The following is a 23195-nucleotide window of genomic DNA, read 5'->3' on the forward strand; positions in this document are numbered from 1 at the left end:
GGTGTAAGTGAAGGTGCCGTCGGTGTTAACCACAACCGAACCGTGAGCCGGCTGGACATCGCCTTTAAGGGTGTAGGTCAGCGAGTCGCCGTCGACATCATTGCCGACTACCGAGCCATCGATTGGCGTGTCTTCCAGGGTTTCCAGGGTTACGGCCGGTGCAGTTGGAGCATCGTTGTCTGGAGTAACGCCGATGGTCACTACGCTATCAACGGTGCCGCCTTTGCCGTCGGAAACGCTGACGGTAAAGCTGTCTGGACCGTTGTAGTTGGTGTTCGGTGTGTACGTGAACGTACCGTCGGTGTTGACTACCACCGAACCGTGAGCCGGCTGGACGTCGCCTTTAAGGGTGTAGGTCAGCGAATCGCCGTCGACATCGTTGCCGACTACCGAGCCATCGATTGGCGTGTCTTCCAGGGTTTCCAGGGTTACGGCCGGTGCAGTAGGAGCATCGTTGTCTGGAGTAACGCCGATGGTTACCACGCTATCAACGGTGCCGCCTTTGCCGTCGGAAACGCTGACGGTAAAGCTGTCTGGGCCGTTGTAGTTGGTGTTCGGGGTGTAAGTGAAGGTGCCGTCGGTGTTAACCACAACCGAGCCGTGAGCCGGCTGGACATCGCCTTTAAGGGTGTAGGTCAGGGAGTCGCCGTCGACATCGTTGCCGACTACCGAGCCATCGATTGGCGTGTCTTCCAGGGTTTCCAGGGTTACGGCCGGTGCAGTAGGAGCATCGTTGTCTGGAGTAACGCCGATGGTCACTACGCTATCAACGGTGCCGCCTTTGCCGTCGGAAACGCTGACGGTAAAGCTGTCGGGACCGTTGTAGTTGGTGTTCGGGGTGTAAGTGAAGGTGCCGTCGGTGTTAACCACAACCGAGCCGTGGGCCGGCTGGACGTTGCCTTTAAGGGTGTAGGTCAGCGAATCGCCGTCGACATCGTTGCCGACTACCGAGCCATCGATTGGCGTGTCTTCCAGGGTTTCCAGCGTTACAGCCGGAGCAGTCGGTGCATCGTTATCCGGGGTAACACCGATGGTCACTACGCTATCAACGGTGCCGCCTTTACCGTCGGAGATGCTGACGGTAAAGCTGTCGGGGCCGTTGTAGTTGGTGTTCGGGGTATAGGTAAACGTACCGTCGGTGTTCACGACCACAGAACCATGGGCCGGCTGCACATCACCTTTAAGGGTGTAGGTCAGGCTGTCACCGTCGGTATCGTTACCCACTACCGAGCCATTAACCGGTGTGTCTTCCAGGGTTTCCACGGAAACGGCAGGCGCGGTCGGCGCGTCGTTGTCCGGCGTAACGCCGATAGTCACTACGCTATCCACGGTGCCGCCTTTGCCGTCAGAAACGCTGACAGTAAAGCTATCCGGCCCGTTGTAGTTCGCGTTTGGCGTGTAGGTGAAGGTGCCGTCAGTGTTCACAACCACCGAACCATGAGCCGGCTGTACATCGCCTTTCAGCGTGTAGGTAAGGGTGTCGCCGTCGACATCAGCGCCGACTACCGAACCTTTGACCGGCGTGTCTTCCAGGGTTTGCAGGCTGACGGCAGGCGCGGTCGGTGCATCGTTGACTGCAATCACGGTCACGTTCAATGGCGCCGTAGTGGTCGCTGTGTCGCCGTTGCTTTCGGTGGACGTCGCGCTCACGTGCAGCACGATGGTGCCGTTGGCGTTCTGCGGCGGCGTAAAGGTGAGCGTGCCTTTGTTCCAGTTGGTGATGTCGATCGGGGTGCCATCGCTGGTCACGCTGTTGCCGTGGCCATCGCTGATGATCGAGCCGGCCGGGGCGTCGTCGATGGTGATTTTGCTGATGTGTTCCGAACCATCGGTGTCGGTCACAGCCGCCGAGATGCTCGACAGTTTGATCGCGTGGTCTTCCAGGCCGACGTTGGGCTGCGAAGCGACGCTGATGTTGTCCAGCAGGCCGCCAAGGGAGTTGCTGTCGGTGGCGCGGAATTCCAGGGTGTAGTTGCCGGCGGCATCGGCAGGCAGGGTGTAGGTGTAGGTGGTCAAGCCGGCGGTGGTGCTGGTCAGCGTGCCAATCTTGACGCCGCCCCAGAACACGTCGATGGCCGAGCTGCTTTCCTGCCCGCTGCGCGGCGAGTATTGGAACTGCACCACGAACGTTTCGCCGGCCTCAGCATTGATAGTGGTGAACAGGTTGCTGGCATCGCCCGGGTTGCGCTCCAGCTCGATCACCTGGTTGGTGCCGCTGCCGCCTGAGATATAGGTGCCTTCGCTTCCGATTTCCACGGCGTTGCCGCTGTTGCCGGTTTGCCATGCGCCGCCACCCAGGGTGCCGACGCCGATATTGCCGTTCCAGCCGCCGCTCAGGTTGGTTTCTTCGAAACCGGTGGAAATCAGTTGGCTGCCGCCGCCAAAGGTCAGGGTTGGCGCATCAGCCACCGGGGTGACGTTGATGGTGGCCGTGCTGGCATCGGAGCTTGCGCCGCTGTTGTCGATGGCCTTGAAGTCGAAGTCGGTGCTGCCGCCCCAGTTCGGGGTGGGCACGAAGTAAACCGGGCCGGTTACCACAGCACCCACGGCGAGCGCGCCGGTGCCGTCGGCATTGGCGTACAGGGTGCCGTGCTCGGGCAGGGATTCGATGGAGTAACTGCCGACAGTGCCGTCGACATCGCTGCCGCCCAGAGTGACCTGAATCGGCGCTGCCGGGTCTTCGCTACCACTGCCGACCACGGTGCCGCTGGCAACCGGTGCGTCGTTGGTGCCGTCGATGGTGACTTTGACGGTGGTGGGGGTGCCATCGGCGCTGGTGACGGTGAAGGACTCGCTGACGCTCTGGCCAACGTTCAGGGCATTGAAGGCCGAGTTGGCGGTGAAGGTCCACACGCCGGCTGCGTCAATGCTGAACGTGCCGTAGGCACCGGCCACGTTGGTTTGTGGGGTGAACGTAGCCGGGCTGTCGATATCGCTGATGGTCAGCGTGCCGCCGGTGGTGATGGCATCGTTGGTTTCAGCCACGTGCACGTCGGCGGAGGAGAGCACCGCGGCGTCATTCACCGGTTTGACCGTCACGGTCACGGTGGCGGTTTCAGTCACGCCGCCCGAGGTTACGGTGTAGGTGAAGGTGTCGGTGCCGTTGTAGTTGGCGACCGGGGTGTACACCAGGGTGCCGTCGGCGTTGAACGTCACGCTGCCGTGCTGACCCTGGGTCACGCCGGTAACGGCACGGCCGGGGTTTTCAAAGCTATCGGCGCTGCCGCCACCGACGCCGGTAATGGCATTGAAGCTGAGCGCATTGTCTTCGTTGACGCTGACGGCATCGGCGCGGATATCGGCCACGGCATCAACGCGGATGGCCACGCTGCTGTTGCTGGTCAGGCTGCCGTCGCTGCTGCTGATTTTCAGCAGGTCGGTGCCGTTGTAGTCGGCGGTCGGCTTGTAGGTCAGGCCTTGCAGGGCGGCGCTGATGGCGGCCGAGCTGCCGCTGAGAACCAGGGCGCCGGTGCCATTGCCCGTCACGGTGACGCCGCCGGCCAGTGGGCCGAGGCTAAGGGTGCCGTGGTCCACGTTCAGGGTGGTGGTCAGGTTCGGGCTGTCGATATCGCCGGTGGCGATGCTGTTGCCGCGCAGCACGGAGAACACTTTGCTGGTGTCTTCACTGGTGACTTGCACAGAAGTCGGCGCGGTAATGAACGGCGCATCGTTAACCGGATTGACGGTGATGTTCAGTGTGGCGGTGCTGGTCGCGGTGCCGTCGGTGAGGGTGTAGGTGACAGTCGGCACCGGGCCGTTGTAGTTGCCAATCGGGGTAAAGGTGAAGTTGCCCTGGCTGTCGATAACGAGCTTGCCCACGCCAACGTTCAGGTTTTCACCGGCGTTGGCGCTGAAGGTCAGCGGGCCAACCGAGATGCTGTATTTGGACACACTCAGCACCGCACCGGTATCCGCGTCGCTGTCGTTGGTCAGCACGTTGCCGGTGATCACCGTGTCTTCGTTGCCGGAGACGGAGTCGGCCACGGCCACCGGCGCATCGTTCTGACCAGTGATGGTCACGGTGGCGGAAGTCGGGGTGATGCCGCCGTTGCCGTCGACCACGTTGTAGGTGTAGGTCAGGGTCAGGTTTTGCCCGGCAGCCAGGTAGGTATAGGCGTTGGGGTCCACGCTCAGGGTGCCGTCGGTGTTCAGGGTGACGCCACTGGTGTTGCCGCCACTGGTTTCCTGCAGGTTGGCGACGCTGAGGCTGTCGCTCAGGTCTACATCGCTGGCGTGTTGCAGCAGGTTGATAGTTTGCGGTGCCGCGTCTTCGCTGAAGGCGGCGGTGACAGCAGAGCTGACCACCGGCGCATCGTTCACGCCGTTGATGGTGATGCTGGCCGAGGCCGGGGTGGTGCCGCCGTTCTGGTCCACCACGTTGTAGCTGTAGGTGAGGGTGACGTGCTCGCCAACGGCCAGATAGTTGTAGGCGTTGGGGTTTACGCTCAGCGTGCCATCGTTATTGATGGTCACACCTGACGCGTCGCCGCTGCCGGTCTGGGCCACATTGGTCACGCTGATGCTGTCGCCCTTGTCGGCGTCGCTGGCGTTGCTCAGCAGGTTAACGGTGAAGTCGGCGTCGTCTTCGGTCTGGGTCACTTCTACAGTGCCGGTAACCGTGGGCGCATCGTTGATGCCGGTAATGGTCAGGGTGAGCACGCTGCTGCTGGTCAGGCCGCCGCTGTCGGTGACTGTGAACGGTACCTCGATAGTCAGTTGCTCGCCGGCACCCAGGCTTTGATACGCCGCGTTGCTCGGGTCAATCGACCAGGTGCCGTCGCTGCCCAGGGTAAAACCGGCAGGCGCCGTGGTGCCGCTTTTGAGGGTAAAGGTCTGGGTGTCGCCGGTGTCGACATCGCTGGCGGTGAGCTTGCCGCTCACTACGGCACCGTCTTCGATGGCGCTGGCCGCTGCCGGGTCGGCAATCGGCGCGTCGTTCACCGGCGTAACGCCGATTTTTACGGTGAGGGTGTCGCTGCCGCCGCGACCGTCGCTCACGATGACCTGGAAGCTGTCCGGGCCGTTGTAGTTGGCGTTCGGGGTGTAGGTCCACACGCCTTGCGGGGTGAGCGTCAAGGAACCGTGCGCGGTGCCGCTACCGACGATGGTGTACGTCAAAGCGTCGCCGTTGTTATCTCTGGCGGTAAAGGCGCCGTTGAACGGGGTGTCTTCGTCGGTAGTGACATTTATTGTCGGTGTTGCTTCATTTCCGTCCGGCGTGGTGAATACCGGGGCTACGTTCTGCTCGGTGCCGAATGCCTGCTCCTGCACCACGGCATCGCCGCCGGCCGGGTTGGTAAAGTCGATGCCGATTTCCGGCTGCACCGCACCGGCGGTTTCGCTCAACAACACAAAACTATGGCTGCCGCCTGCCGGGCCACCGGCGCCACCGGCGCCACCGGCACCTGGGCCGGCTGCGGTAGGGGCCAGATCTTTAGTCGGGTCGACGCCGGCGGCGATGGCGCGCTGCACGTCCAACACTTCGGCTCGGGCGTCGCTGGCGCTCTGCGCCGTGGCTTCGGTACTTTCGCTGGCAACGTCGGCGCTGCTCCACTGGGTGCTGCGACCGAGGTCCAGGGTGCGACCGTCGGTCAGCTCCAGGGTCACCATGCCGCCGGCGCCGGTGTCCAGGGTGTCGCCTGTATACAAGCGGTCACCTTCGACGAGAACGCGGTGTGCACCCTCGGCGGATGTCGCAATGACTTGGCCAACAATGCTTTTAACGATGGCGACGACGGTGCTCATGTAGTGACTCTCCCTGGAAAGCTTCAGGCAAACGGCAGTGCAAATAAGGTCGGTTAGGTCGTGCGGTCCAGCGGCAGACACCTAAAGAGGCAAGGATCTTGCCAGGGATAAGCGTCTAAAAAGTGGCGTCAATTTTTTGTCGTTATTGTCGATTTCGGCATCTTTATGCCAAACTATTGACCAATTTTGCGACATCCTAAACAATCTATTCCGTAATGTCACTTTGACAGTAGAGTGAAGTCGATACTCAGAATTGAGAAGTGGCTCTCACTTAATTTTTCGGCATAAAAACTAATTAAAATCTGCCACTTTCGTGCCCATCAAAAGCCTGTAGTTGGCGTCCGTAGTAGCTTTCAGGGAAAATTTCACCATGCGTTTTGGTCTTCTTGCGTTGCTGCCGCTTGCCGTTTCAGCCAGTTTTTCTGTATCCGCTCAGACACTTCAGGAGGCTATGCAACAAGCAGTCACCGAGCATCCTGAGGTTCACGCGGCAGTAAACCGCCGCCTGGCCGCTGACGCTGGCCTGCGCGCGGCGCAAGGGGGTTACCTACCAAAAGTGGACGTGCTGGCCGGTTATGGCCGCGAAGGCACCGACAACCCCTCCAGCCGCGCCGAAGCCGGCAGCAATGACTGGAATACCCTGAACCGTGGCGAGTCCAACGTGCGCCTGAGCCAGATGCTCTTCGACGGTTTCGCCACCTCCAGCGAAGTGGGCCGCAACAAGGCCACCGTCAACTCCCGCGCCTACGCGCTGCTCAACACCTCCGAGCGCACGGCGCTGACCGTGGCCCAGGTGTACCTGGAAATGCTCACTCGTCAGGAACTGGTGCGCCTGGCCCAGGACAACCTCGACAGCCACGAGCGCATTCACGACCAGATTCGCCTGCGCACCGACCGCGGTGTGGGCCGCATGGCCGACCTTAACCAGGCCGAAGCGCGTCTGGCCCAGGCCCGCAACAACCTGATTACTGAACAGACCAACCTGGTCGATGCACAAACCAACTTCTATAGCGCCGTGGGTGCCGACGCGGTCGACCTGCAGGCGCCGACCACCGGCGTGCAGTTGCCGGAAACCTTGGCCCAGGCGCGCCAGCAAATGATCGAAAACAGCCCGGTGCTGCGTTCGGCTGAAGCCGACATCGCCGCTGCCGAGCAGCAGTACAACGCCGCCAAGTCCACCTACTACCCGCGTTTCGACGCCGAGTTGGGCCGTTCCGCCAACAACGATATCGACGGCCAGGACGGTCACTACAACGAATGGGAGGCCATGGTGCGCATGCGCTACAACCTCTACAGCGGCGGCAGCGACAAGGCCACCCTCGAGGCGCGCTCCTATGAGGCCGGCGAAGCGCTCGATATCCGCAACAACGCCCTGCGCCAGCTCAACGAAGAACTGGGCCTGGCCTGGAACGCGCTGAACAATGCCCGTACCCAACTGCCGATTGCGCAGAAGTATGTGGACGAAACCAGCGAAGTGCGCAGCGCCTACCAGAAGCAATTCGCCCTCGGCGAGCGCACCCTGCTGGACTTGCTCGACAGCGAAAACGAGTTGTTCAGCGCCCAGCGCCGCCTGGCTGAAATCAAGCTGGCCGAGCAGTACACCCAGTACCGCCTGCAAGCCACCCTGGGCACCTTGCTCAAAACCCAGGGCGTGGTCGCGCCGATGGAAACCGTGGTGCAGAACGACGTGAAGCCGCAGATTGCGTTGCCGGGTTTGAACTAAGCGACGGCGAAAACGCCACCCTCGCTAGCGGGGGTGGCGTTTTTATTGGGGTGTGTTTATTTGCAGACCAGCGCGCCTGGATCCCGGCCTGCGCCGGGATGACGGATGGTTTGACCCCTTGCTCCGTAGTCCCCGCGCAGGCTGGGACCCAGAATCTCGCAGGCGACGGCTGCCTATGACTCACAGCATTTATCCCCACGCACGGTTAGCCCCATCGCCCACAACCAGCTAAAGTGCCCACACACCCGCGTTGCTTCGGCCTACGTCGTTATCAGGCGTTACCGTACTCGCTATGGACAGCCCCAGCTGCACCCCATCTTCAGTGCCAAGAGTGTTTAGCGTGGAATCAAACGTCAGCCCAACCCCGCTTCACCATGATCCCCGTGGCCAGCATGACGACCCGCTGCTCGATAGCCTGCTGTCGCTTTGCGCCTTGCACCAGAAGCCCGTCAGCCGCGCCATGCTCACCACCGGCCTGCCGCTGCCGGCCCAACGCCTGAGCCCTGAGCTGCTGCCCCGCGCCGCCGCTCGCGCCGGCCTGCAAGGCCGTTTGCTGCAACGCAAACTGGAGCAGATTCCGGCCATGGCGTTGCCGGCCATGCTGATTCTCAAGGGCGGCCGCGCCGCCATTCTGGTGTCTATCGACGCCACTTACGCGCGCCTGCTGCTCAGCGAAAGCGACGGCGGCGAAGTGCAAGTGGCGGTGGAAAAGCTCCAGGAGGATTACAGCGGCCAGGTGTTTTTCGCTCAGCCGCAGCACAAGTTCGATGCCGACAACGGCTCACTGATACCGCGCACCGCGTCGTGGTTTCGCGACACCCTCAAGCGCTCGCGCTGGCTGTACGCCGATGCCATCGCCGCCAGCCTGTTGATCAACATCATCTCCCTCGGCGCGCCGCTGTTTGTGATGAACGTGTACGACCGCGTAGTGCCCAACCAGGCCGCCGCCACCTTGTGGGTGCTGGCCATCGGCATCAGCGGCGCCTACCTGTTCGACATTCTGCTGAAGAGCCTGCGCGGCCTGTGCCTGGACCTGGCCGGGAAAAAGACTGACCTGATCATCTCCGCCACGCTGTTCGAGCGCATCGTCGGCATGTCGATGAAGTACCGACCCAAGCGGGTCGGCAGCTTTGCGCAGAACATCCACGAGTTTCAGACCCTGCGCGATTTCCTCGCCTCGCTGACCCTTACCAGCCTGATCGACCTGCCATTCACCTTGCTGGTGTTGTTGGTTATCGCCTTGCTCGGCGGTCACCTGGTGTGGATTCCGGTGATGGCCTTCCCGCTGGCCTTGCTGATCAGTTGGGCGCTGCAAAAGCCGCTGACCGAAACCATTGAGCGCACCATGGCCCTGGCCGCCGAACGCCAGTCGAGCCTGATCGAAACCTTGGCGGGCCTGGACGCGGTCAAGGTCAACAACGCCGAAAGCGAGCGCCAGTACCAGTGGGAGCAAACCATCGGCACGCTTAGTCGCCTGGAGCTCAAAGCGCGCATGCTGTCGAACCTGGCGATGAACTCGACCATGCTGATTCAGCAGTTGGCCGGGGTGATCATGATCATTTTCGGCGTGTACCAGATCATCGACGGCAACCTCAGCATGGGCGGCCTGATCGCCTGCTACATGCTCAGTGGTCGCGCGCTGGGGCCGTTGTCGCAACTGTCCGGTTTGCTCAGCCGTTACCAGCAAGCCAAAGTCACCATGGCCTCGGTGGACCAGATGATGGACCTGCCGCAAGAGCGCCAGGCCGAAGACCGCCCGCTGACCCGCCAGCGCGTGCAGGGCGCCATCGAACTGCGCCAGCTCAACTTCAACTACCCGCAGCAGCAGAACACCGCGCTGGTAAACATGAACCTGGTGATTCGCCCCGGCGAGAAAGTCGGCATCATCGGCCGCAGCGGCTCGGGTAAAAGCTCGCTGGCCAAACTGCTCGTGGGCCTGCACCAGGCCGACTCCGGCAGCTTGCTGGTGGACGGCGTCGACATGCGCCAACTGGACATCAGCGAGCTGCGCCACAACATCGGCTACGTGCCGCAAGACATCCACCTGTTCAGCGGCACCCTGCGTGACAACCTGGTGAGCGGCGCCCGTTACGTGGAAGACGAGCTGGTGTTGCAAGCTGCCGAATTGGCCGGCGTGCACGAATTCGCCAGGCTGCACCCGCAAGGCTACGAGTTGCAGGTGGGCGAGCGCGGCCATCAGTTGTCCGGTGGCCAACGGCAGAACGTGGCCCTGGCCCGCGCGCTGTTGCTCGACCCGCCGATTCTGCTCCTGGACGAACCCACCAGCGGCATGGACAACACCGGTGAAGTGCACCTCAAGCAGCGCCTGCAAGCAGTGATCGCTACCAAGACTGTGCTGCTGATTACTCACCGCTCCTCGATGCTCGATCTGGTGGACCGGCTGCTGATTATCGACAAGGGCCAGATCATCGCCGATGGCCCGAAAAACGCCGTTATGGAAGCTCTGCGCAAGGGGCAAATCAGTGTCGCTTAAAAGCCTGGCCCGTTACTTCAAAGGCCGTGACTCGCTGGAAGGCGAGCCGCTGCCGGAACTCAGCAAAGCCTTGGTCGAAGACGCCCCGCGCGTGGTGCGGCTGACCATCTGGGGGCTGATCGCCTTTTTCGTCTTTATGTTCGGCTGGGCGCACTTTGCCCAGATCGACGAAGTAACCCGCGGTGATGGCAAGGCCATTCCCTCGTCGAAAATCCAGAAAATCCAGAACCTCGAAGGCGGCATCGTCGCCGAGCTGTATGTGCACGAAGGGCAGATCGTCAAAGTCGGCGACCCGCTGGTGCGCCTGGATGACACGCGCTTTGTGTCCAACGTCGGCGAAACCGAAGCCGAGCGCCTGGGCTGGCAACTGCGCGTCGACCGCCTGGTGGCCGAAACCGAAGGCAAGCCGCTGGTGATCAGCGACGACATTCGTGCCAAGGTGCCGAGCCAGGCCGAGAGTGAGTTGCAGCTCTATCAGAGCCGCCAGCAACAGCTCAGCGATGAAGTGGCCGGCCTGCAACAGCAGTTGGTACAAAAACAGCAGGAGCTGCGCGAGTTTGCGTCCAAGCAGGAGCAGTACCGCAACAGCCTGAGCCTGTTGCGCCAGGAAATTGCCATGTCCGAGCCGCTGGTGGCCCAGGGCGCGATTTCGCAGGTGGAAGTGCTGCGCCTCAAGCGCGCCGAGGTGGAAAACCGTGGGCAGATGGACGCCACCAGCCTGGCCATTCCACGAGCGCAATCGGCCATCACCGAAGCTGAGCGCAAAATCGACGAAACCCGCGGCAAATTCCGCAGCGACGCGCTCACGCAACTGAACGAAGCGCGCACCGAACTGAGCAAATCCCAGGCGACCGGCAAGGCCCTGGAAGACCGGGTGAACCGCACGCTGGTAACTTCGCCGGTGCGCGGCATCGTCAAGAGCCTGATGGTCAACACCATCGGCGGCGTGATTCAGCCCGGTAGCGACCTAGTGGAAGTGGTACCGCTGGACGACACGCTGCTGGTGGAAGCGAAAATCCGCCCGCAAGACATCGCGTTTTTGCACCCGGGGCAAGAAGCGATCGTGAAGTTCACCGCCTACGACTACACGATTTATGGCGGGCTGAAAGCCAAGCTGGAACAGATCGGTGCTGACACCGTGACCGAAGAAGACGGCAAGACCACCTTTTACCTGATCAAACTGCGCACCGATAAAAGCCACCTGGGCACGGATGAAAAACCGCTGCTGATCATCCCGGGGATGGTGGCGTCGGTGGATATCATCACCGGCAAGAAAAGTATCTTGAGCTACTTGCTCAAGCCGATTCTGCGGGCCAAGGCGGAAGCGCTTCGCGAGCGCTAAGAGCGGCCCTCACCCCCAGCCCCTCTCCCGCAAGCGGGCGAGGGGAGCCAAAACGTACTTGGGTTGAGTCCCCTCGCCCCAGCGGGGAGAGGGCTAGGGTGAGGGGGTGGGGTCTCACGTCGAACCTGTCTCGCCAGTCAGCCGAGCTGTTGGGTGTGCTCCGCGCACCGGGCGGTTACCGCGTTTACGCGAAAGAGCGCACAGCACACCCTACTGCTTACAAATCCTGAAGCGGATGCTCGCCTTCCCACGTCGGCACAAAATGCGCCTCCACCACCGAGCGTGGGATCGTCGCCACATCCGGCCAATGCCAGTGCGGGGTGTTGTCTTTGTCGATCAGCCGCGCACGCACGCCTTCGGCAAACTCCGGGTGACGGCAGCTGTTCAGGCTCATGCCGTATTCCATACGGAACACCTCTGCCAGCGACAGGTGTTTGCTACGCGCGATCTGCTCCCACACCAGGTGCGCGGTCAGCGGGCAGCCGCCGGCCAGGGTTTTTGCGCCCCGGGCCAGCAGGCCGTCGCTGCTGTCTTGTAGCGCCACCAACACTTTCCAGGCGCTGGCCACATCGGCCACATCCAGCAGGTGGTCGATATGGTTGCGCCGTGGCATCAACTGCGCGTCGGGCAACTGCTCGTTGGCTTCGTGCTCCAGCGCCTTGAGCAGGCTGTTGAGCTGACGCGCCGGTTGCTCGCCCCAGTTGAGTTGCAACAGGCCGTCGATCAGGGCGTCTTGCTGGGTGTCAGCCAGAAAACGATCGGCCCAACCCAGCAGCAGGGCGTCGTGTGCGTTGACCTGGGTGGCAGTCAGGCCGAGGAACAAACCAAGCTTGCCGGGCAGGTGGTTGAGGAGCCAGCTGCCGCCTACATCCGGGTACAGGCCGATATTGATTTCCGGCATGGCCAAGCGGCTGCTGGGCGTGACGATGCGGATACTCGCGCCCTGCAGCAGCCCCATGCCGCCGCCCAGCACGTAGCCATGGCCCCAGCAGATAAAGGGTTTGGGGTAGGTGTGAATGCGGTAGTCCAGGCGATATTCATCGCTGAAAAAGCGCCCAGCCAGGGGCGGTACTTCGCCGGGGTGTTCGCGGCAGGCCTCCACCAGCTTGCGCACATCGCCGCCAGCGCAAAAAGCCTTTTCGCCGTTGGCGCGCAGCAGCACGCAGGTGATGGCCGGGTCTTCTGCCCATCTGGCCAGCTTGTCGTCCAGGGCTTCGATCATCGGCAGGGAGAGGGCGTTTAGGCTGCTCGCCGCATCCAATGTGGCGATGCCGATGCGTGCGCCGTGCTGGCCCGCGAGTTCTTCAAAAATTACATTCATATAAACGGATTCCTAGCTACTTATTGCGCCATTGCGGATCGCGTTTTTCCAGGAAAGCATTGACCCCTTCGCGGGTGTCGTCGGCATCGAACAGGTCGACAAAGCGTTCGCGCTCTTCGCTCAGCCAGCTGTTCGGCCCACGTTCACGCGCCCCTTGTATCAAAGGCTTGATGGTGCGCACGGCCACCGGGCTTTGCCGCGCCACCTTGGCGGCCAGCAGCAGGGCATGGCCACGGGCTTCGCCGCTGTCCACTACCTGTTCCACCAGGCCAATGCGCAGGGCGGTGTCGGCGTCCACGCGGTCGCCACAAAGAATCATCCGTTTAGCCCAGCCTTCGCCCACCAGCCAGGCAAGGGCCTGGGTGCCACCGGCGCAAGGCAGCAGGCCCACGCCCGCTTCGGGCAGGGCCATTTGCGCCTGGCGTTCGGCAATGCGGATATCGCAGGCCAGGGCGCACTCGAGGCCGCCACCCATGGCGTAACCGTTGATGGCGGCAATCGATACCCCGCGAAAATCGCGCAGCGCCTCGAAGGCTTCGCCAAAGCGGCGGGCCATTTCCCGGGCGCGGCTTTTGTCGCCGTCGGCAAACAGATTGAGGTCGGCGCCGGCACTGAAGAACTTGCTGCCCTGACCGGTAACCACCAGGGCATAGATATCGTCGTCGTGGTTGAGGTGTTCGATCAGTTGCTTAAGGCCGATCAGCGATTCGCGGTCCCAGGTATTGGCCGGCGGATGGTTGATGGTCAGCAGGGCAGTGTGGCCGTGTTTTTCCACCGTCAGCTTGTGGGTAAGGTCGGCCAGACCTGGGTGATAGGTTTCAATGGCAGTGCTCATTAACGCGTATCCCTGTCGTGAGTGGCGCCGCTGAGTATGCAAAAAGCCGGCGTACTTGCGTACCCCGCTTTTTATTTGGCGGCATGGATTTGTGACGGGAAAGGGCAACGATAAGTTGCACGGCATGCTTCAGGCGTTGGGCTTGCCACCGAGCAACTTGAACCAGAAGGCCACCTCGCCGCCCAGTTCGTCGCGCAGCACCTGTGGCGGCATATCGTCCGCGCGCTCGCCCAGCAGGCGGCGCCAGGCCGGCAACTGCACCAGCTGCTCATCGTCGCCTTCCATGCTCAGTCGCCGCGCCACCTGCACGATATCCACCAGATCGGCGCTGCCCTCGCGCTTACGTTGCCAGGCGCTGCGATGGCGGGCGCAATCAATCAGCACCGCCGGCAAGCGCCAGGCGGTGAGGGTGATTACACCGATGTCGGCGGACAATTGATCGCATAGGCTTTGCAGGTCCTGCGGCTCACGCGGCACTTCCGGCCAGCGTTCCAGTTCGTCCAGCAGTGGCAGGCTGCCGATGTCCTGCAGCAGGCCGCCAAGCATGGCGTCTTCCATGGGCATGCGGGTGAGCTGCTGGGCCAGGCACGCGCAGTAGGCGCCGCACTGCAAGGCGGCGTTCCAGCGCGCGCGGAAAATCTTGATCAGCACCGGGTCCTGGCTGGTAAACAGGTGTTCGACGGCAAAGGTCAGCACCAGGTTGTTGACCCGCTGCATACCAATTCGCGATACCACCTCCTGCAGGTTCACGCCCTGGCGCACGTTGCGCAGCATGGGGCTGGAGGCGAACTGCAACAGGTAAGCGGCCAGCGGCGGATTGCTGTGCAGCAGCCGCGTCACTTGTTCCAGCGAGGCGTGTTCCGAATCCAGCAATTTACGCAGGCGCAGCGAGGTTTCCGGCATTTGCGGCACCTTGGCGTTGCCTTTGAGAAAGCTTGAATACAGCGAAAATTTCAGACCTTCGTGGCGGGTCTCCATGGGGTCGATCTCCTGGTCTGCTCACTGAACAAGCGTAGTAAGCATTTTCGCCGTGCGACCGACCATTGGGCGGTGTTTACGTTAACCAGGTCAGACCTGGGGGTAATTCAGGGAGAGGCAACCTACAGCCGCAGCGCGGTGGGGTTGCTTACAGTCCGCGCCTTGCCTGACGCAAAAAGGAGAGGGCTGAAATGAAGTGGATAGTGTTGGCGGTGCTGCTGTTTTCCATTCTGTTTGTGCATTTTCGTGGCCGCGTGCGCTTGCCGCTGCTGCGCCAGTTTGCCGATCACTCGTCAATCATGGCGCCCATCAACTTGTTCATCTACCTGTTCTCCCGTGTGCCGGCAAAACCTTTTCCCCTCGTTGAGCAATACCAGGCCATGCGCTTGCTCGATGACAATTGGCAGCTGATTCGTGACGAAGCGCTAGCGCTGCAACAGCAAGCGCGCATCAAGGCCGCCGAACGTAACAACGATGCTGGCTTCAACTCGTTTTTCAAGGCTGGCTGGAAGCGCTTCTACCTGAAGTGGTACGAGGCCAGCCACCCTTCGGCGCAGGCGCACTGCCCGCAAACCGTGGCATTGCTGCAACGTATCCCGTTTATTAAAGCCGCCATGTTTGCCGAGCTGGGCCCGCAGGGCACCTTAAACCCGCATCGCGACCCATATGCCGGTTCGTTGCGCTATCACCTCGGGCTGGTCACGCCCAATGATGACCGCTGCTTTATCGAGGTGGATGGCCAACGCCACAGCTGGCGAGACGGGCAGAGCGTAATCTTTGATGAAACCTTTATTCATTGGGCGCAGAACGGCACCGAGCACAGCCGCCTGATTCTGTTCTGTGACCTGGAGCGGCCGCTACGGTTTGCTTGGGCCGAAGCGGTCAACCGCTGGTTGGGGCGCACCCTGATGACCGCCGCCGCCTCACCCAACCAGGACGGCGATCAGGAAGGGCGCATCAGCAAACTGTTCCGCTTCGTGTGGGCCGGCGGGCAGTGCCGGCGACGATTCAAGGCCTGGAATAAAACCGCCTACCGCAGCACCAAGGTGCTGCTGATCGTTGCGCTGGGGGCGGCCGTCGTGATGGTCTAAACCCGAGCGATGGTGGCCAGGCCGGTGGCCACCAGCTTCTCAACCCCATCTTTCACCGCAAACACATCGGCGCGGCACACCGCCTGGCGCTGGCCGGCCTTGAGCACTTCGCTGCGGCAGATCAGCTTTTCGCCAATCGCCGGCGCCAGCAGGTTGAGTTTGTATTCACTGGTGACCACATCGCCCACCATCGAGGCTGCCGCCCAGGCACAGCCGCTGTCGACCATAAAGCCGACCACCGCGCCATGGATATAGCCATGGTGCTGGCACAGGTCGGGCCGCGACAACACTTGCAGGCTAACCTTGCCGGGCTCGAAATCCAGCAGTTCGGCGCCCAGCATCTGGGCGAAAGTGGAGTGTTCCAAAGCCTGTTCCAGGCGTTCACGGCTGATACCGGTTGCGGCGTTCATGGCAGGTTGCTCAAGAGGGGTTCGGCTTGAGCATTGACCCGGTTGAGCGAAGCGACAATGTGCATCCAATGCCGTGATGGTGACGCATCAGCCTGCCTTGACTTGCCGCGACACGTTCCTTAGCGTGCGCGAACGTTTTTCAAGGCAGGCCTCCTCATGACCGCAGACGACCGAATCAAACTCGAAGCAGGCTGGAAAGCCGCCCTGCGCGATGAATTCGACAAACCCTATATGACGGCCCTGAGCGAATTTCTGCGCACCGAAAAAGCCGCGGGCAAGGTGATTTTTCCGCCCGGTCCGATGATTTTCAACGCCCTGAACAGCACGCCTTTGGACCAGGTGAAAGTGGTGATCATCGGCCAGGACCCGTACCACGGACCAGGCCAAGCGCACGGTTTGTGCTTTTCGGTGCAGCCGGGCGTGCCGACGCCGCCGTCCTTGCAGAACATCTATAAAGAGTTAAAGCGCGACCTGAATATCGACATCGCACCCCACGGCTACCTGCAAAGCTGGGCCGAACAGGGTGTGCTGCTGCTAAACACCTCACTGACGGTGGAGCAGGCCAACGCCGGCTCGCACGCCAAGAAAGGCTGGCAGCCGTTTACCGACAAGGTGATCGAAGTGGTCAATGCCCGGCCGGGGCACTTGGTGTTTCTGCTGTGGGGCGCGCATGCGCAGAGCAAGCAGGGGTTGATCGATACCACGCGGCATCTGGTGCTGAAATCCGTGCACCCCTCGCCGCTGTCGGCGCACCGCGGCTTTATCGGCAATGGGCATTTCAGCCGGGCCAATCAGTATTTGAAAGAGCGGGGGTTGGAGCCGATTCAGTGGCAGTTGCCGCCGTTGTGATCGGGGTTCGCCGTTGAACCGCCGGTGCGCATAGCACACCCTGCAAGAGCGACGCAGTTTGCTCTTCGTAGGGTGTGCTCCGCGCACCAAGCGTTTGCCCGCCGAACGCTAAGGGCATGTCATGTCGCTTAACTGTTTACGCGAGCCTTTCAAGCGCCCCACCAACCGCTCCCGCTGCTGCTGATCGGCACTGCTCACCAGGTCTTTGAACAGCGCACTCAGCGCATGCTGTGCAGCTAGAAACTCCTGCTGATACTCAGGCGTCCATACGCTCATCCGCTCTTGTAGCAGCTGTTTCATCTGCTCGGGGAACTGCTCACTTTTGCGGTCCTGCACGGCGGCCAGAAACGCCTGCTGCCACCGCCGGTTATTGTCCAGCCAGCCCTGGTTGTATTCGCCCAGTTGCTGCGACCAGGCCTTAACGCGCGTCTTCTGTTTCTTGTGCAGGCGTCCGAACCAGGGTTGCAGTCGCTCTTCCATGCGCTCGGCGCGTTCGTCGATCTGCTCGTTCAGCGGCATTTGCAGATAGTCCTCGCGCTGCTCCTTGTTCTGCTTGGCGAGGTTCGCCTCAAGTTCCTTTATCTGGGCAGGGTTCACGCCGCGTAGCAGTTCAATAAGGTCCGGGGTGACCTGCACGATGATGGTGTCCACGGCGTGGCGGAATTGGTTGAATTGCGCGTCGAATTGGGCTGCGTCGGGGGCGGGTTCAGTCACCAGTGCGATGCTGCGTTGCAGCCAGTTGGCGTAGGCGGGGAGCTGGGTTTTGCAGTGCCAGGCCACATGGCTGACCAGCCGCGGCTTTAGCCAGGCTTTCTGGTCTTTGCTCAGGGTGACGTAGTTGTCCATGGACCAGGGGATCAACCAGTCCAGATTGCGATAGGCCAGTTCCAGGCGGCTGCAGGAGGTCAGCAGGATCAGTCCTGTGATCAGCAATGCGATGCGCAGGCGCTTGCCCATGGGCTTCTCCTTGAAGGGCCAGTCTGAGCATAGACCGGCTCATGGAGAAGAAGTGCGGGGAGCACCATTTCCAGGCGTCTGGGCTAAAGCCTGTCCTGCCGGGGAGCTGAGTGCTGTGTAGCAGACCTCGATCTTAAGGTGCGAGGGAAAGCGGCTGCTGAACTTCCATCAGGTACTGGGCGATTTTGCCGCTGTCGCGCAGTTGTTTGAGGCCATCGTTGAAGCGGGCAATCAATTCGGCGTTGCCGGGTACGGCACGCGAGAGCATCAGGTGCAAGGTATCGCTGCGCAGCGGTTTGGGGCTGAAAGTGAGTTGGGCGCGCTCGGCAGCGCTGAAGTGTTGGTGCAACATGTCGAAGGCGACGGTCTTGTCCATTGGGAAAACGTCGATACGCCCGGCCAGCAATTGCCGCAAGCCCACTTGCTCATTGGTCTGGCGGCGCACGGTCAGGCTGCCATCGGCTTCGGCCTGCTGAAACGCTGCACCATAATCAAAGCCATTGGCGCCGCCAATTTGCAGGCCTTTGAGATCGTGTACGTCTTGCCAGTCAATGGGGTGGTCTTTGCGGTGGAACAGGTAGTAGCTGCTGTCTACCACCGGATCGCTGACGTAGAAGTCGTGATCGCGCTGTTCATTGCGAAGCCATACGGCGGTGCCGGCGCGTTGCCCGCGCTGGGCAAGCATCAGGGCGCGGGCCCATGGGTAGAAATCCCATTGCACGGTGATTCCTTCCAGGGCAAAGGCTTCAGCGACGATGCGTGAAGCAATGCCTTGGTGGGGGAGTGACTGCCCCAGGTAGGGCGGCCATTCGCCGTTGGTGAGGCGAACCTCGTCGGCGGCTGCCTGGGCAGCGCCCACTAGCAAGCTGATGCACAACAACACGATGCGCATACGGTGATCCCCACTCAAGCCATGCGGCTCAGAATAGTGGCGAATCGCCGTGTCTGCACCGTGACATTTTTACTGCAGCATGCTCATGGCTGCTTCCATGGAGGCAGACAAGTCTTCGTCGGCGTGCAGGTCGGTGCTTGGGTCCAGACCGAGCTTGGCGAAGGCAGGAATCTGCGACCAGTCGAGCTGGGTATAAGGGTGTTCGCTGCCCAGGTAGCTTTGCAGCGTGGCTACCTGAACGATGTCAACGTAATCCACTTTTGGCGAATTGCGGGTGAAGTCCAGGTACTGGCTCGGCACCATCGCGATGTTTTCGGGGAAATCCCAGGCCTTGAGGATCTTGTCGCCAATGATCGGGTGAATTTTTTCGATGACGTGGTTGAGGCTGATGGAGTCGGACAGCAGCTCATCGTGTTCTTCGGCGTAGGTGAGAATTGGCAGCACGCCAATCTGATGGATCAGGCCAGCGAGTGTCGCCTGGTCTGGCATCAGGCGGGTGTAATGACGGCACAGCACGTGGCTGATGCCGGCGATTTCTGTGCTCTTATTCCACACTTCGCGCATTTTACGGTCGACCACATCGGAAGTGGCCTGGAACATCTGCTCCATGGCCAGGCCCGTAGCGAGGTTGCAGGTGTAGTTGATGCCCAGGCGGCCGACGGCCATCTGCAGGTCGGTAATCTCTTTATTGGTGCGCAGCAGCGGGCTGTTGACCACTTTGATGATACGCGCGGTGAGAGCAGCGTCGTTGCCGATTACCTTGCTGAGCGCAGAGATGCTGATGTCCGGGTCTTCTGCCGCTTCGCGAACTCTCAGGGCCACCTCGGGAAGGGTCGGCAACACCAGTTCATCGTTGTCGATGGCCTGAATCAGTTCGTGTTGGACTTTGTCAGCAAGTTTGCTCATGGACGTTTCTCTAAAAGGCGCTGGCGCCTGGCGGGCCGCCGGAAAGTAATGGGGTTAACGCTGAATCTCGCGATCAGCGTTCAAGGTGTAGGGCAGGTCCAGTAATTGGAGGGCTGGGCCGGTTTCGCTGCCAAGATGAATCCGTCCATCGGTTACGGCATCTTCCTGCAATACCGCCAACAGTTCCACGCCCGTTTCGCTTTGAGCGGCCAGCACCACTTCGCCAACGCTGGAGCGGTGCACGGGGGAGAACAGTTCGCTGGCCACTGCCGGCAGCTCGGACCCTTCCAGGCTCAGGCGCTGCAAGCGGCGCTTGAGTTTGCCCAGGTACTGCATGCGCGCGACGATTTCCTGGCCGGTGTAGCAGCCTTTCTTGAAGCTGACGCCGCCCACGGCCTGAAGATTGATCATTTGCGGAATAAACAGCTCGCGCGTGGGGCCGAGCACCTGGCCGATACCGGCGCGAATTTGCGCCAGCAGCCAGGTGTTGAGCGGCCGTTCTGGCAGCTTGGCCTGAATTTGTTGCAGCACCTCGGCGCGGATGGCCTGGCGTACCCACAGTTCTACGCGACCGTCGGGCAGACGGATGGCGAGCAGGTTCTCGGTGCGGGCCACGCCGTCAGCGTCAGTGGGCAGCATCAGGCCCAGCTCGCCAAGCACTTCGTCGGCATCAACAAGGCCAAGGCGCAGCCATTCGGCGCTTTCATCGCTCAAGGTGGACTTGGAGAACACGGCGTATTTCTTCAGGTCGGTCAGCTGCGCTTCCAGCAGGTCACCAGCCAAGGCCAACAGGTAGCCGTCGCCTTCGCTGACAATGCGAAAACTCGACACCATGCGGCCTTTGGGGGTGCAGCGCGCGCCGAGGCTGGCGTTGCTGTCGCTCAGGTAGTTGAGGTTGCAAGTGACCTGGCCTTGGAGGAACTTGCTGGCGTCGGGGCCACGCACGGCAATAACGCCTTCGTGGGACAGCATGCAGAAAAAAGCAGAGTCGGCCATGGGGGATCGCTGGTTGAAAGTCTGGGGGCTAATCATAGGGCGCTGCCTTGAGCTTGTCAGCGGGTGCCGGTAACAGCGTAGCGCCGCTATACTGCGCGCCTATTTTGCAGGAGCCGCTTTAATGGTCGACGATATTGAACTGAACCGCCTGTTCTGGCACAGCCGCCGCGGCATGCTGGAGCTTGATGTGCTGCTGGTGCCCTTCGTGCGCGAAGTCTACCCGACGCTCGATGACGCAGACCGCGAGCGCTATCGCAAACTGCTCGAATGCGAGGATCAGGACATGTTTGGCTGGTTTATGCAGCGCGGCGAACCGGAAGATGCGGATCTCAAGCGTATGGTTCGGATGATTCTGGATCGTGTCCAACCCAAGTAAGACCTTCGAATGCCGCTGGCAAGCCTCGCGGCAGATGCTGGCGCTCTATCTTGGCGTGCAGCTGTGCGCCGTGGTCGCCTTGCTGGTGGCGGCCATTCCTCGGTGGGCATGCCTTCTCGGTTTGCTGCTGTGCGCGGTGCACGCCTGCTGGCACTGGCTGCCCCGGGCATCCTCCTTTACGGGTATTCGCCACGACGCGGACGGCTGGCACCTTTGGCGGGGCGGCGCGTGGCAGGCGATTCAGCTGCGGCCGGACAGCCTGGCGCTGCCACCCCTGATTGTGCTGCGCTTTCGCCTGCCGGGGCAGTGGTGGGTGCGGGGGCTGTGTATTGCTCGGGACGCCTTGCCGGCGGATGACCACCGGCGTTTGCGGGTACGGCTGAAGTTCACTCGCCGTAGATGGGCGGCACCAGAATAGTGTCGCGCGCTTCGGGCAACTGGTCTGGGTAATCCAGGGTGTAATGCAAGCCGCGTGATTCCTTGCGCTGCATGGCCGAGCGAATGATCAGCTCGGCAACCTGGGCGAGGTTGCGCAGCTCGATCAGGTCGCGGCTGACCTTGTAGTTGCTGTAGAACTCGTCGATTTCATCCAACAGCAGACGCACGCGGTGTTGCGCCCGTTGCAGGCGCTTGTTGGTGCGCACGATGCCCACGTAGTCCCACATAAAGCGCCGCAGCTCGTCCCAGTTGTGGGCGATGATCACGTCTTCATCCGAATCGGTGACTTGGCTGGCGTCCCAGCTTGGCAGCTTTTGCCGCTCGGGCATGGTTGGCAGTTGCTTGAGGATGTCTGCCGCTGCCGAACGCGCGTAAACAAAACACTCCAACAGCGAGTTGCTGGCCATGCGGTTGGCACCGTGCAGGCCGGTAAAGGTGGTCTCGCCGATGGCGTACAGGCCCGGTACGTCGGTGTGCCCATGCTGGTCGACCACCACGCCGCCGCAGGTGTAGTGCGCGGCGGGAACCACCGGGATGGCCTCCTGAGTGATGTCGATGCCAAAGCCCAGGCAGCGCTCATAAACAGTAGGAAAGTGGCTTTTAATGAAGTCGGCGGGCTTGTGGCTGATGTCCAGGTATAAACAGTCGACACCCAGGCGCTTCATCTCATGGTCGATCGCACGAGCGACGATATCGCGCGGGGCCAGCTCGGCCCGAGGGTCGAAGCGTTGCATGAAACGTTCGCCGTTAGGCAGCTTTAGCAGGCCGCCTTCGCCACGGATGGCTTCGGTGATCAGGAAGCTTTTGGCCTTGGGGTGGTACAGACAGGTAGGGTGGAACTGGTTGAATTCCAGGTTGCCCACCCGGCAGCCCGCACGCCAGGCCATGGCAATGCCGTCACCGCAGGCGCCGTCGGGGTTGCTGGTGTAGAGGTAAACCTTCGCCGCGCCGCCGCTGGCCAGCACCGTAAAGCGCGCGCCGTAGGTGTCCACTTCGCCGCTTGTGCGGTTTAGCACGTAGGCGCCCAAGCAGTTGTGGCCAGGCAGGCCGAGTTTGCGTTCGGTGATCAGATCGACCGCTACGCGTTGTTCGAGCAGCTCGATGTTTGGCCGTTGGCGCGCTTTGGCGAGCAGAGTGTTGAAGATGGCGGCGCCGGTAGCGTCGGCGGCATGGATGATGCGCCGATGGCTATGGCCGCCTTCGCGGGTCAGGTGAAATTCAAAGCCGCCGTCCTCGCGTGCGGTTTCGTCATCGCGGGTAAAGGGCACGCCTTGCTCGATCAGCCATTCAATGGCTTCGCGGCTGTGTTCGACGGTAAAGCGCACGGCCTCTTCCCGGCACAGCCCGGCGCCGGCGTCGAGGGTGTCGGCCACGTGGGATTCGACCGTATCGTCGGTATCGAGCACGGCGGCAACGCCCCCTTGTGCCCAATAAGTTGAACCATTTGTGAGGTCGCCCTTACTAAGCACGGCAATGCGCAAATGGCTAGGCAGAGTAAGCGCTAGAGTCAGGCCGGCAGCGCCGCTACCGATGACCAGAACGTCGTGCTGAAAATGTTGGCTCATGTTCGAATTCCACGAGAAGCGGCCACTAGTATATAGGCGGGGCCGGCTGCACAATAGCGCGCTTATGACAGCCTATTGGCCCTGGGAACTTTCTTAGACTTCCAGGTTCCATAGGCAGTCACCCAGATGGGGACAATGCCGTTTGGGTTGTATCGAGAGCGGCATGTCGCGCACTCATTACAACTGAACCGGTGACAAGATTATCCGCGCAGCCGGCGTGCTAGCCGTGCTGCGCGATTCTGTGGCAGCTATAAGAATATGTGCACGGAACGTGTTT

17 protein-coding genes are annotated in these 23195 nt (G+C 61.5%); 7 read left to right on the plus strand and 10 right to left on the minus strand.

Annotation, left to right across the window (positions count from 1 at the left end; translation table 11 throughout):
- The coding region (locus tag PKE98_RS06140) for a retention module-containing protein (protein WP_271194379.1) at nucleotides 1-5745 on the minus strand (5745 nt) is incomplete at its 3' end.
- A 370-nt stretch (nucleotides 5746-6115) separates the two neighbouring features.
- Here PKE98_RS06140 and PKE98_RS06145 point away from each other — a divergent pair.
- From PKE98_RS06145 to PKE98_RS06155, 3 genes are all read left to right on the plus strand, one after another.
- The gene (locus tag PKE98_RS06145) at nucleotides 6116-7468 is read left to right on the plus strand and encodes a TolC family outer membrane protein (RefSeq protein ID WP_271194380.1); all 1353 of its coding nucleotides are present in this window, start codon (nucleotides 6116-6118) and stop codon (nucleotides 7466-7468) included.
- A gap of 340 nt (nucleotides 7469-7808) precedes the next feature.
- Nucleotides 7809-9962 (plus strand): type I secretion system permease/ATPase, encoded by a 2154-nt coding sequence (locus PKE98_RS06150; RefSeq protein WP_271194381.1) that lies wholly within the window; start codon nucleotides 7809-7811, stop codon nucleotides 9960-9962.
- Nucleotides 9904-11304 carry an HlyD family type I secretion periplasmic adaptor subunit gene (locus PKE98_RS06155; RefSeq protein ID WP_271194382.1) on the plus strand — a complete coding sequence of 467 codons (1401 nt, stop codon included), beginning with the start codon at nucleotides 9904-9906 and terminating at the stop codon, nucleotides 11302-11304. Before PKE98_RS06150 ends, PKE98_RS06155 begins: the two co-directional genes overlap by 59 nt.
- 217 nt (nucleotides 11305-11521) lie before the next feature.
- Here the strand turns inward: PKE98_RS06155 and dspII are convergent, their stop codons facing one another.
- The 3 genes from dspII to PKE98_RS06170 form a co-directional block, all read right to left on the minus strand.
- Nucleotides 11522-12625, minus strand: coding sequence for an enoyl-CoA hydratase/isomerase DspII (gene dspII, locus PKE98_RS06160; RefSeq protein ID WP_271194383.1), 1104 nt, complete (start codon nucleotides 12623-12625; stop codon nucleotides 11522-11524).
- A gap of 16 nt (nucleotides 12626-12641) precedes the next feature.
- Nucleotides 12642-13460, minus strand: a complete 819-nt coding sequence (locus PKE98_RS06165) for an enoyl-CoA hydratase (protein ID WP_271194384.1) — start codon at nucleotides 13458-13460, stop codon at nucleotides 12642-12644.
- 129 nt (nucleotides 13461-13589) lie between these two features.
- Nucleotides 13590-14438 (minus strand): HDOD domain-containing protein, encoded by an 849-nt coding sequence (locus PKE98_RS06170; protein ID WP_271194385.1) that lies wholly within the window; start codon nucleotides 14436-14438, stop codon nucleotides 13590-13592.
- 191 nt (nucleotides 14439-14629) lie between these two features.
- Between PKE98_RS06170 and PKE98_RS06175 the strand changes: the two genes are divergently transcribed.
- Nucleotides 14630-15529 carry an aspartyl/asparaginyl beta-hydroxylase domain-containing protein gene (locus PKE98_RS06175; RefSeq protein WP_271194386.1) on the plus strand — a complete coding sequence of 300 codons (900 nt, stop codon included), beginning with the start codon at nucleotides 14630-14632 and terminating at the stop codon, nucleotides 15527-15529.
- Here the strand turns inward: PKE98_RS06175 and PKE98_RS06180 are convergent.
- Complete coding sequence (locus PKE98_RS06180) at nucleotides 15526-15939, minus strand: PaaI family thioesterase (RefSeq protein ID WP_271194387.1); 414 nt, start codon at nucleotides 15937-15939, stop codon at nucleotides 15526-15528. The genes PKE98_RS06175 and PKE98_RS06180 overlap by 4 nt on opposite strands.
- A gap of 156 nt (nucleotides 15940-16095) precedes the next feature.
- Here PKE98_RS06180 and ung point away from each other — a divergent pair, with 156 nt between their 5' ends.
- Nucleotides 16096-16788, plus strand: a complete 693-nt coding sequence (gene ung / locus PKE98_RS06185) for a uracil-DNA glycosylase (RefSeq protein ID WP_271194388.1) — start codon at nucleotides 16096-16098, stop codon at nucleotides 16786-16788.
- A gap of 108 nt (nucleotides 16789-16896) precedes the next feature.
- On the opposite strand, the gene PKE98_RS06190 is transcribed toward ung, so the two are convergent.
- The 4 genes from PKE98_RS06190 to ygfZ form a co-directional block, all read right to left on the minus strand.
- Nucleotides 16897-17745, minus strand: coding sequence for a DUF6279 family lipoprotein (locus tag PKE98_RS06190; protein ID WP_271194389.1), 849 nt, complete (start codon nucleotides 17743-17745; stop codon nucleotides 16897-16899).
- Between the two features lie 133 nt (nucleotides 17746-17878).
- Nucleotides 17879-18637 (minus strand): substrate-binding periplasmic protein, encoded by a 759-nt coding sequence (locus PKE98_RS06195; protein WP_271194390.1) that lies wholly within the window; start codon nucleotides 18635-18637, stop codon nucleotides 17879-17881.
- Between the two features lie 69 nt (nucleotides 18638-18706).
- Complete coding sequence (locus PKE98_RS06200; protein WP_271194391.1) at nucleotides 18707-19543, minus strand: HDOD domain-containing protein; 837 nt, start codon at nucleotides 19541-19543, stop codon at nucleotides 18707-18709.
- Nucleotides 19544-19597: 54 nt separating this feature from the next.
- Nucleotides 19598-20539, minus strand: a complete 942-nt coding sequence (ygfZ, locus tag PKE98_RS06205; protein WP_271194392.1) for a CAF17-like 4Fe-4S cluster assembly/insertion protein YgfZ — start codon at nucleotides 20537-20539, stop codon at nucleotides 19598-19600.
- 121 nt (nucleotides 20540-20660) lie between these two features.
- On the opposite strand from ygfZ, the gene PKE98_RS06210 reads away from it, so the two are divergent.
- Both PKE98_RS06210 and PKE98_RS06215 read left to right on the plus strand, forming a co-directional pair.
- Nucleotides 20661-20915, plus strand: coding sequence for an FAD assembly factor SdhE (locus PKE98_RS06210; protein WP_271194393.1), 255 nt, complete (start codon nucleotides 20661-20663; stop codon nucleotides 20913-20915).
- Nucleotides 20899-21333 carry a protein YgfX gene (locus tag PKE98_RS06215; protein WP_271194394.1) on the plus strand — a complete coding sequence of 145 codons (435 nt, stop codon included), beginning with the start codon at nucleotides 20899-20901 and terminating at the stop codon, nucleotides 21331-21333. The genes PKE98_RS06210 and PKE98_RS06215 overlap by 17 nt, the downstream gene beginning before the upstream one ends.
- Here PKE98_RS06215 and nadB read toward each other — a convergent pair.
- A complete protein-coding gene (gene nadB / locus PKE98_RS06220) occupies nucleotides 21302-22918 on the minus strand; it encodes an L-aspartate oxidase (RefSeq protein WP_271194395.1) in 1617 nt (538 codons plus the stop codon). The genes PKE98_RS06215 and nadB overlap by 32 nt on opposite strands.
- Nucleotides 22919-23195 lie beyond the last annotated feature (277 nt).

Origin of the sequence: Pseudomonas turukhanskensis (genome assembly GCF_027922365.1) — a bacterium.
Classification (GTDB): domain Bacteria; phylum Pseudomonadota; class Gammaproteobacteria; order Pseudomonadales; family Pseudomonadaceae; genus Aquipseudomonas; species Aquipseudomonas turukhanskensis.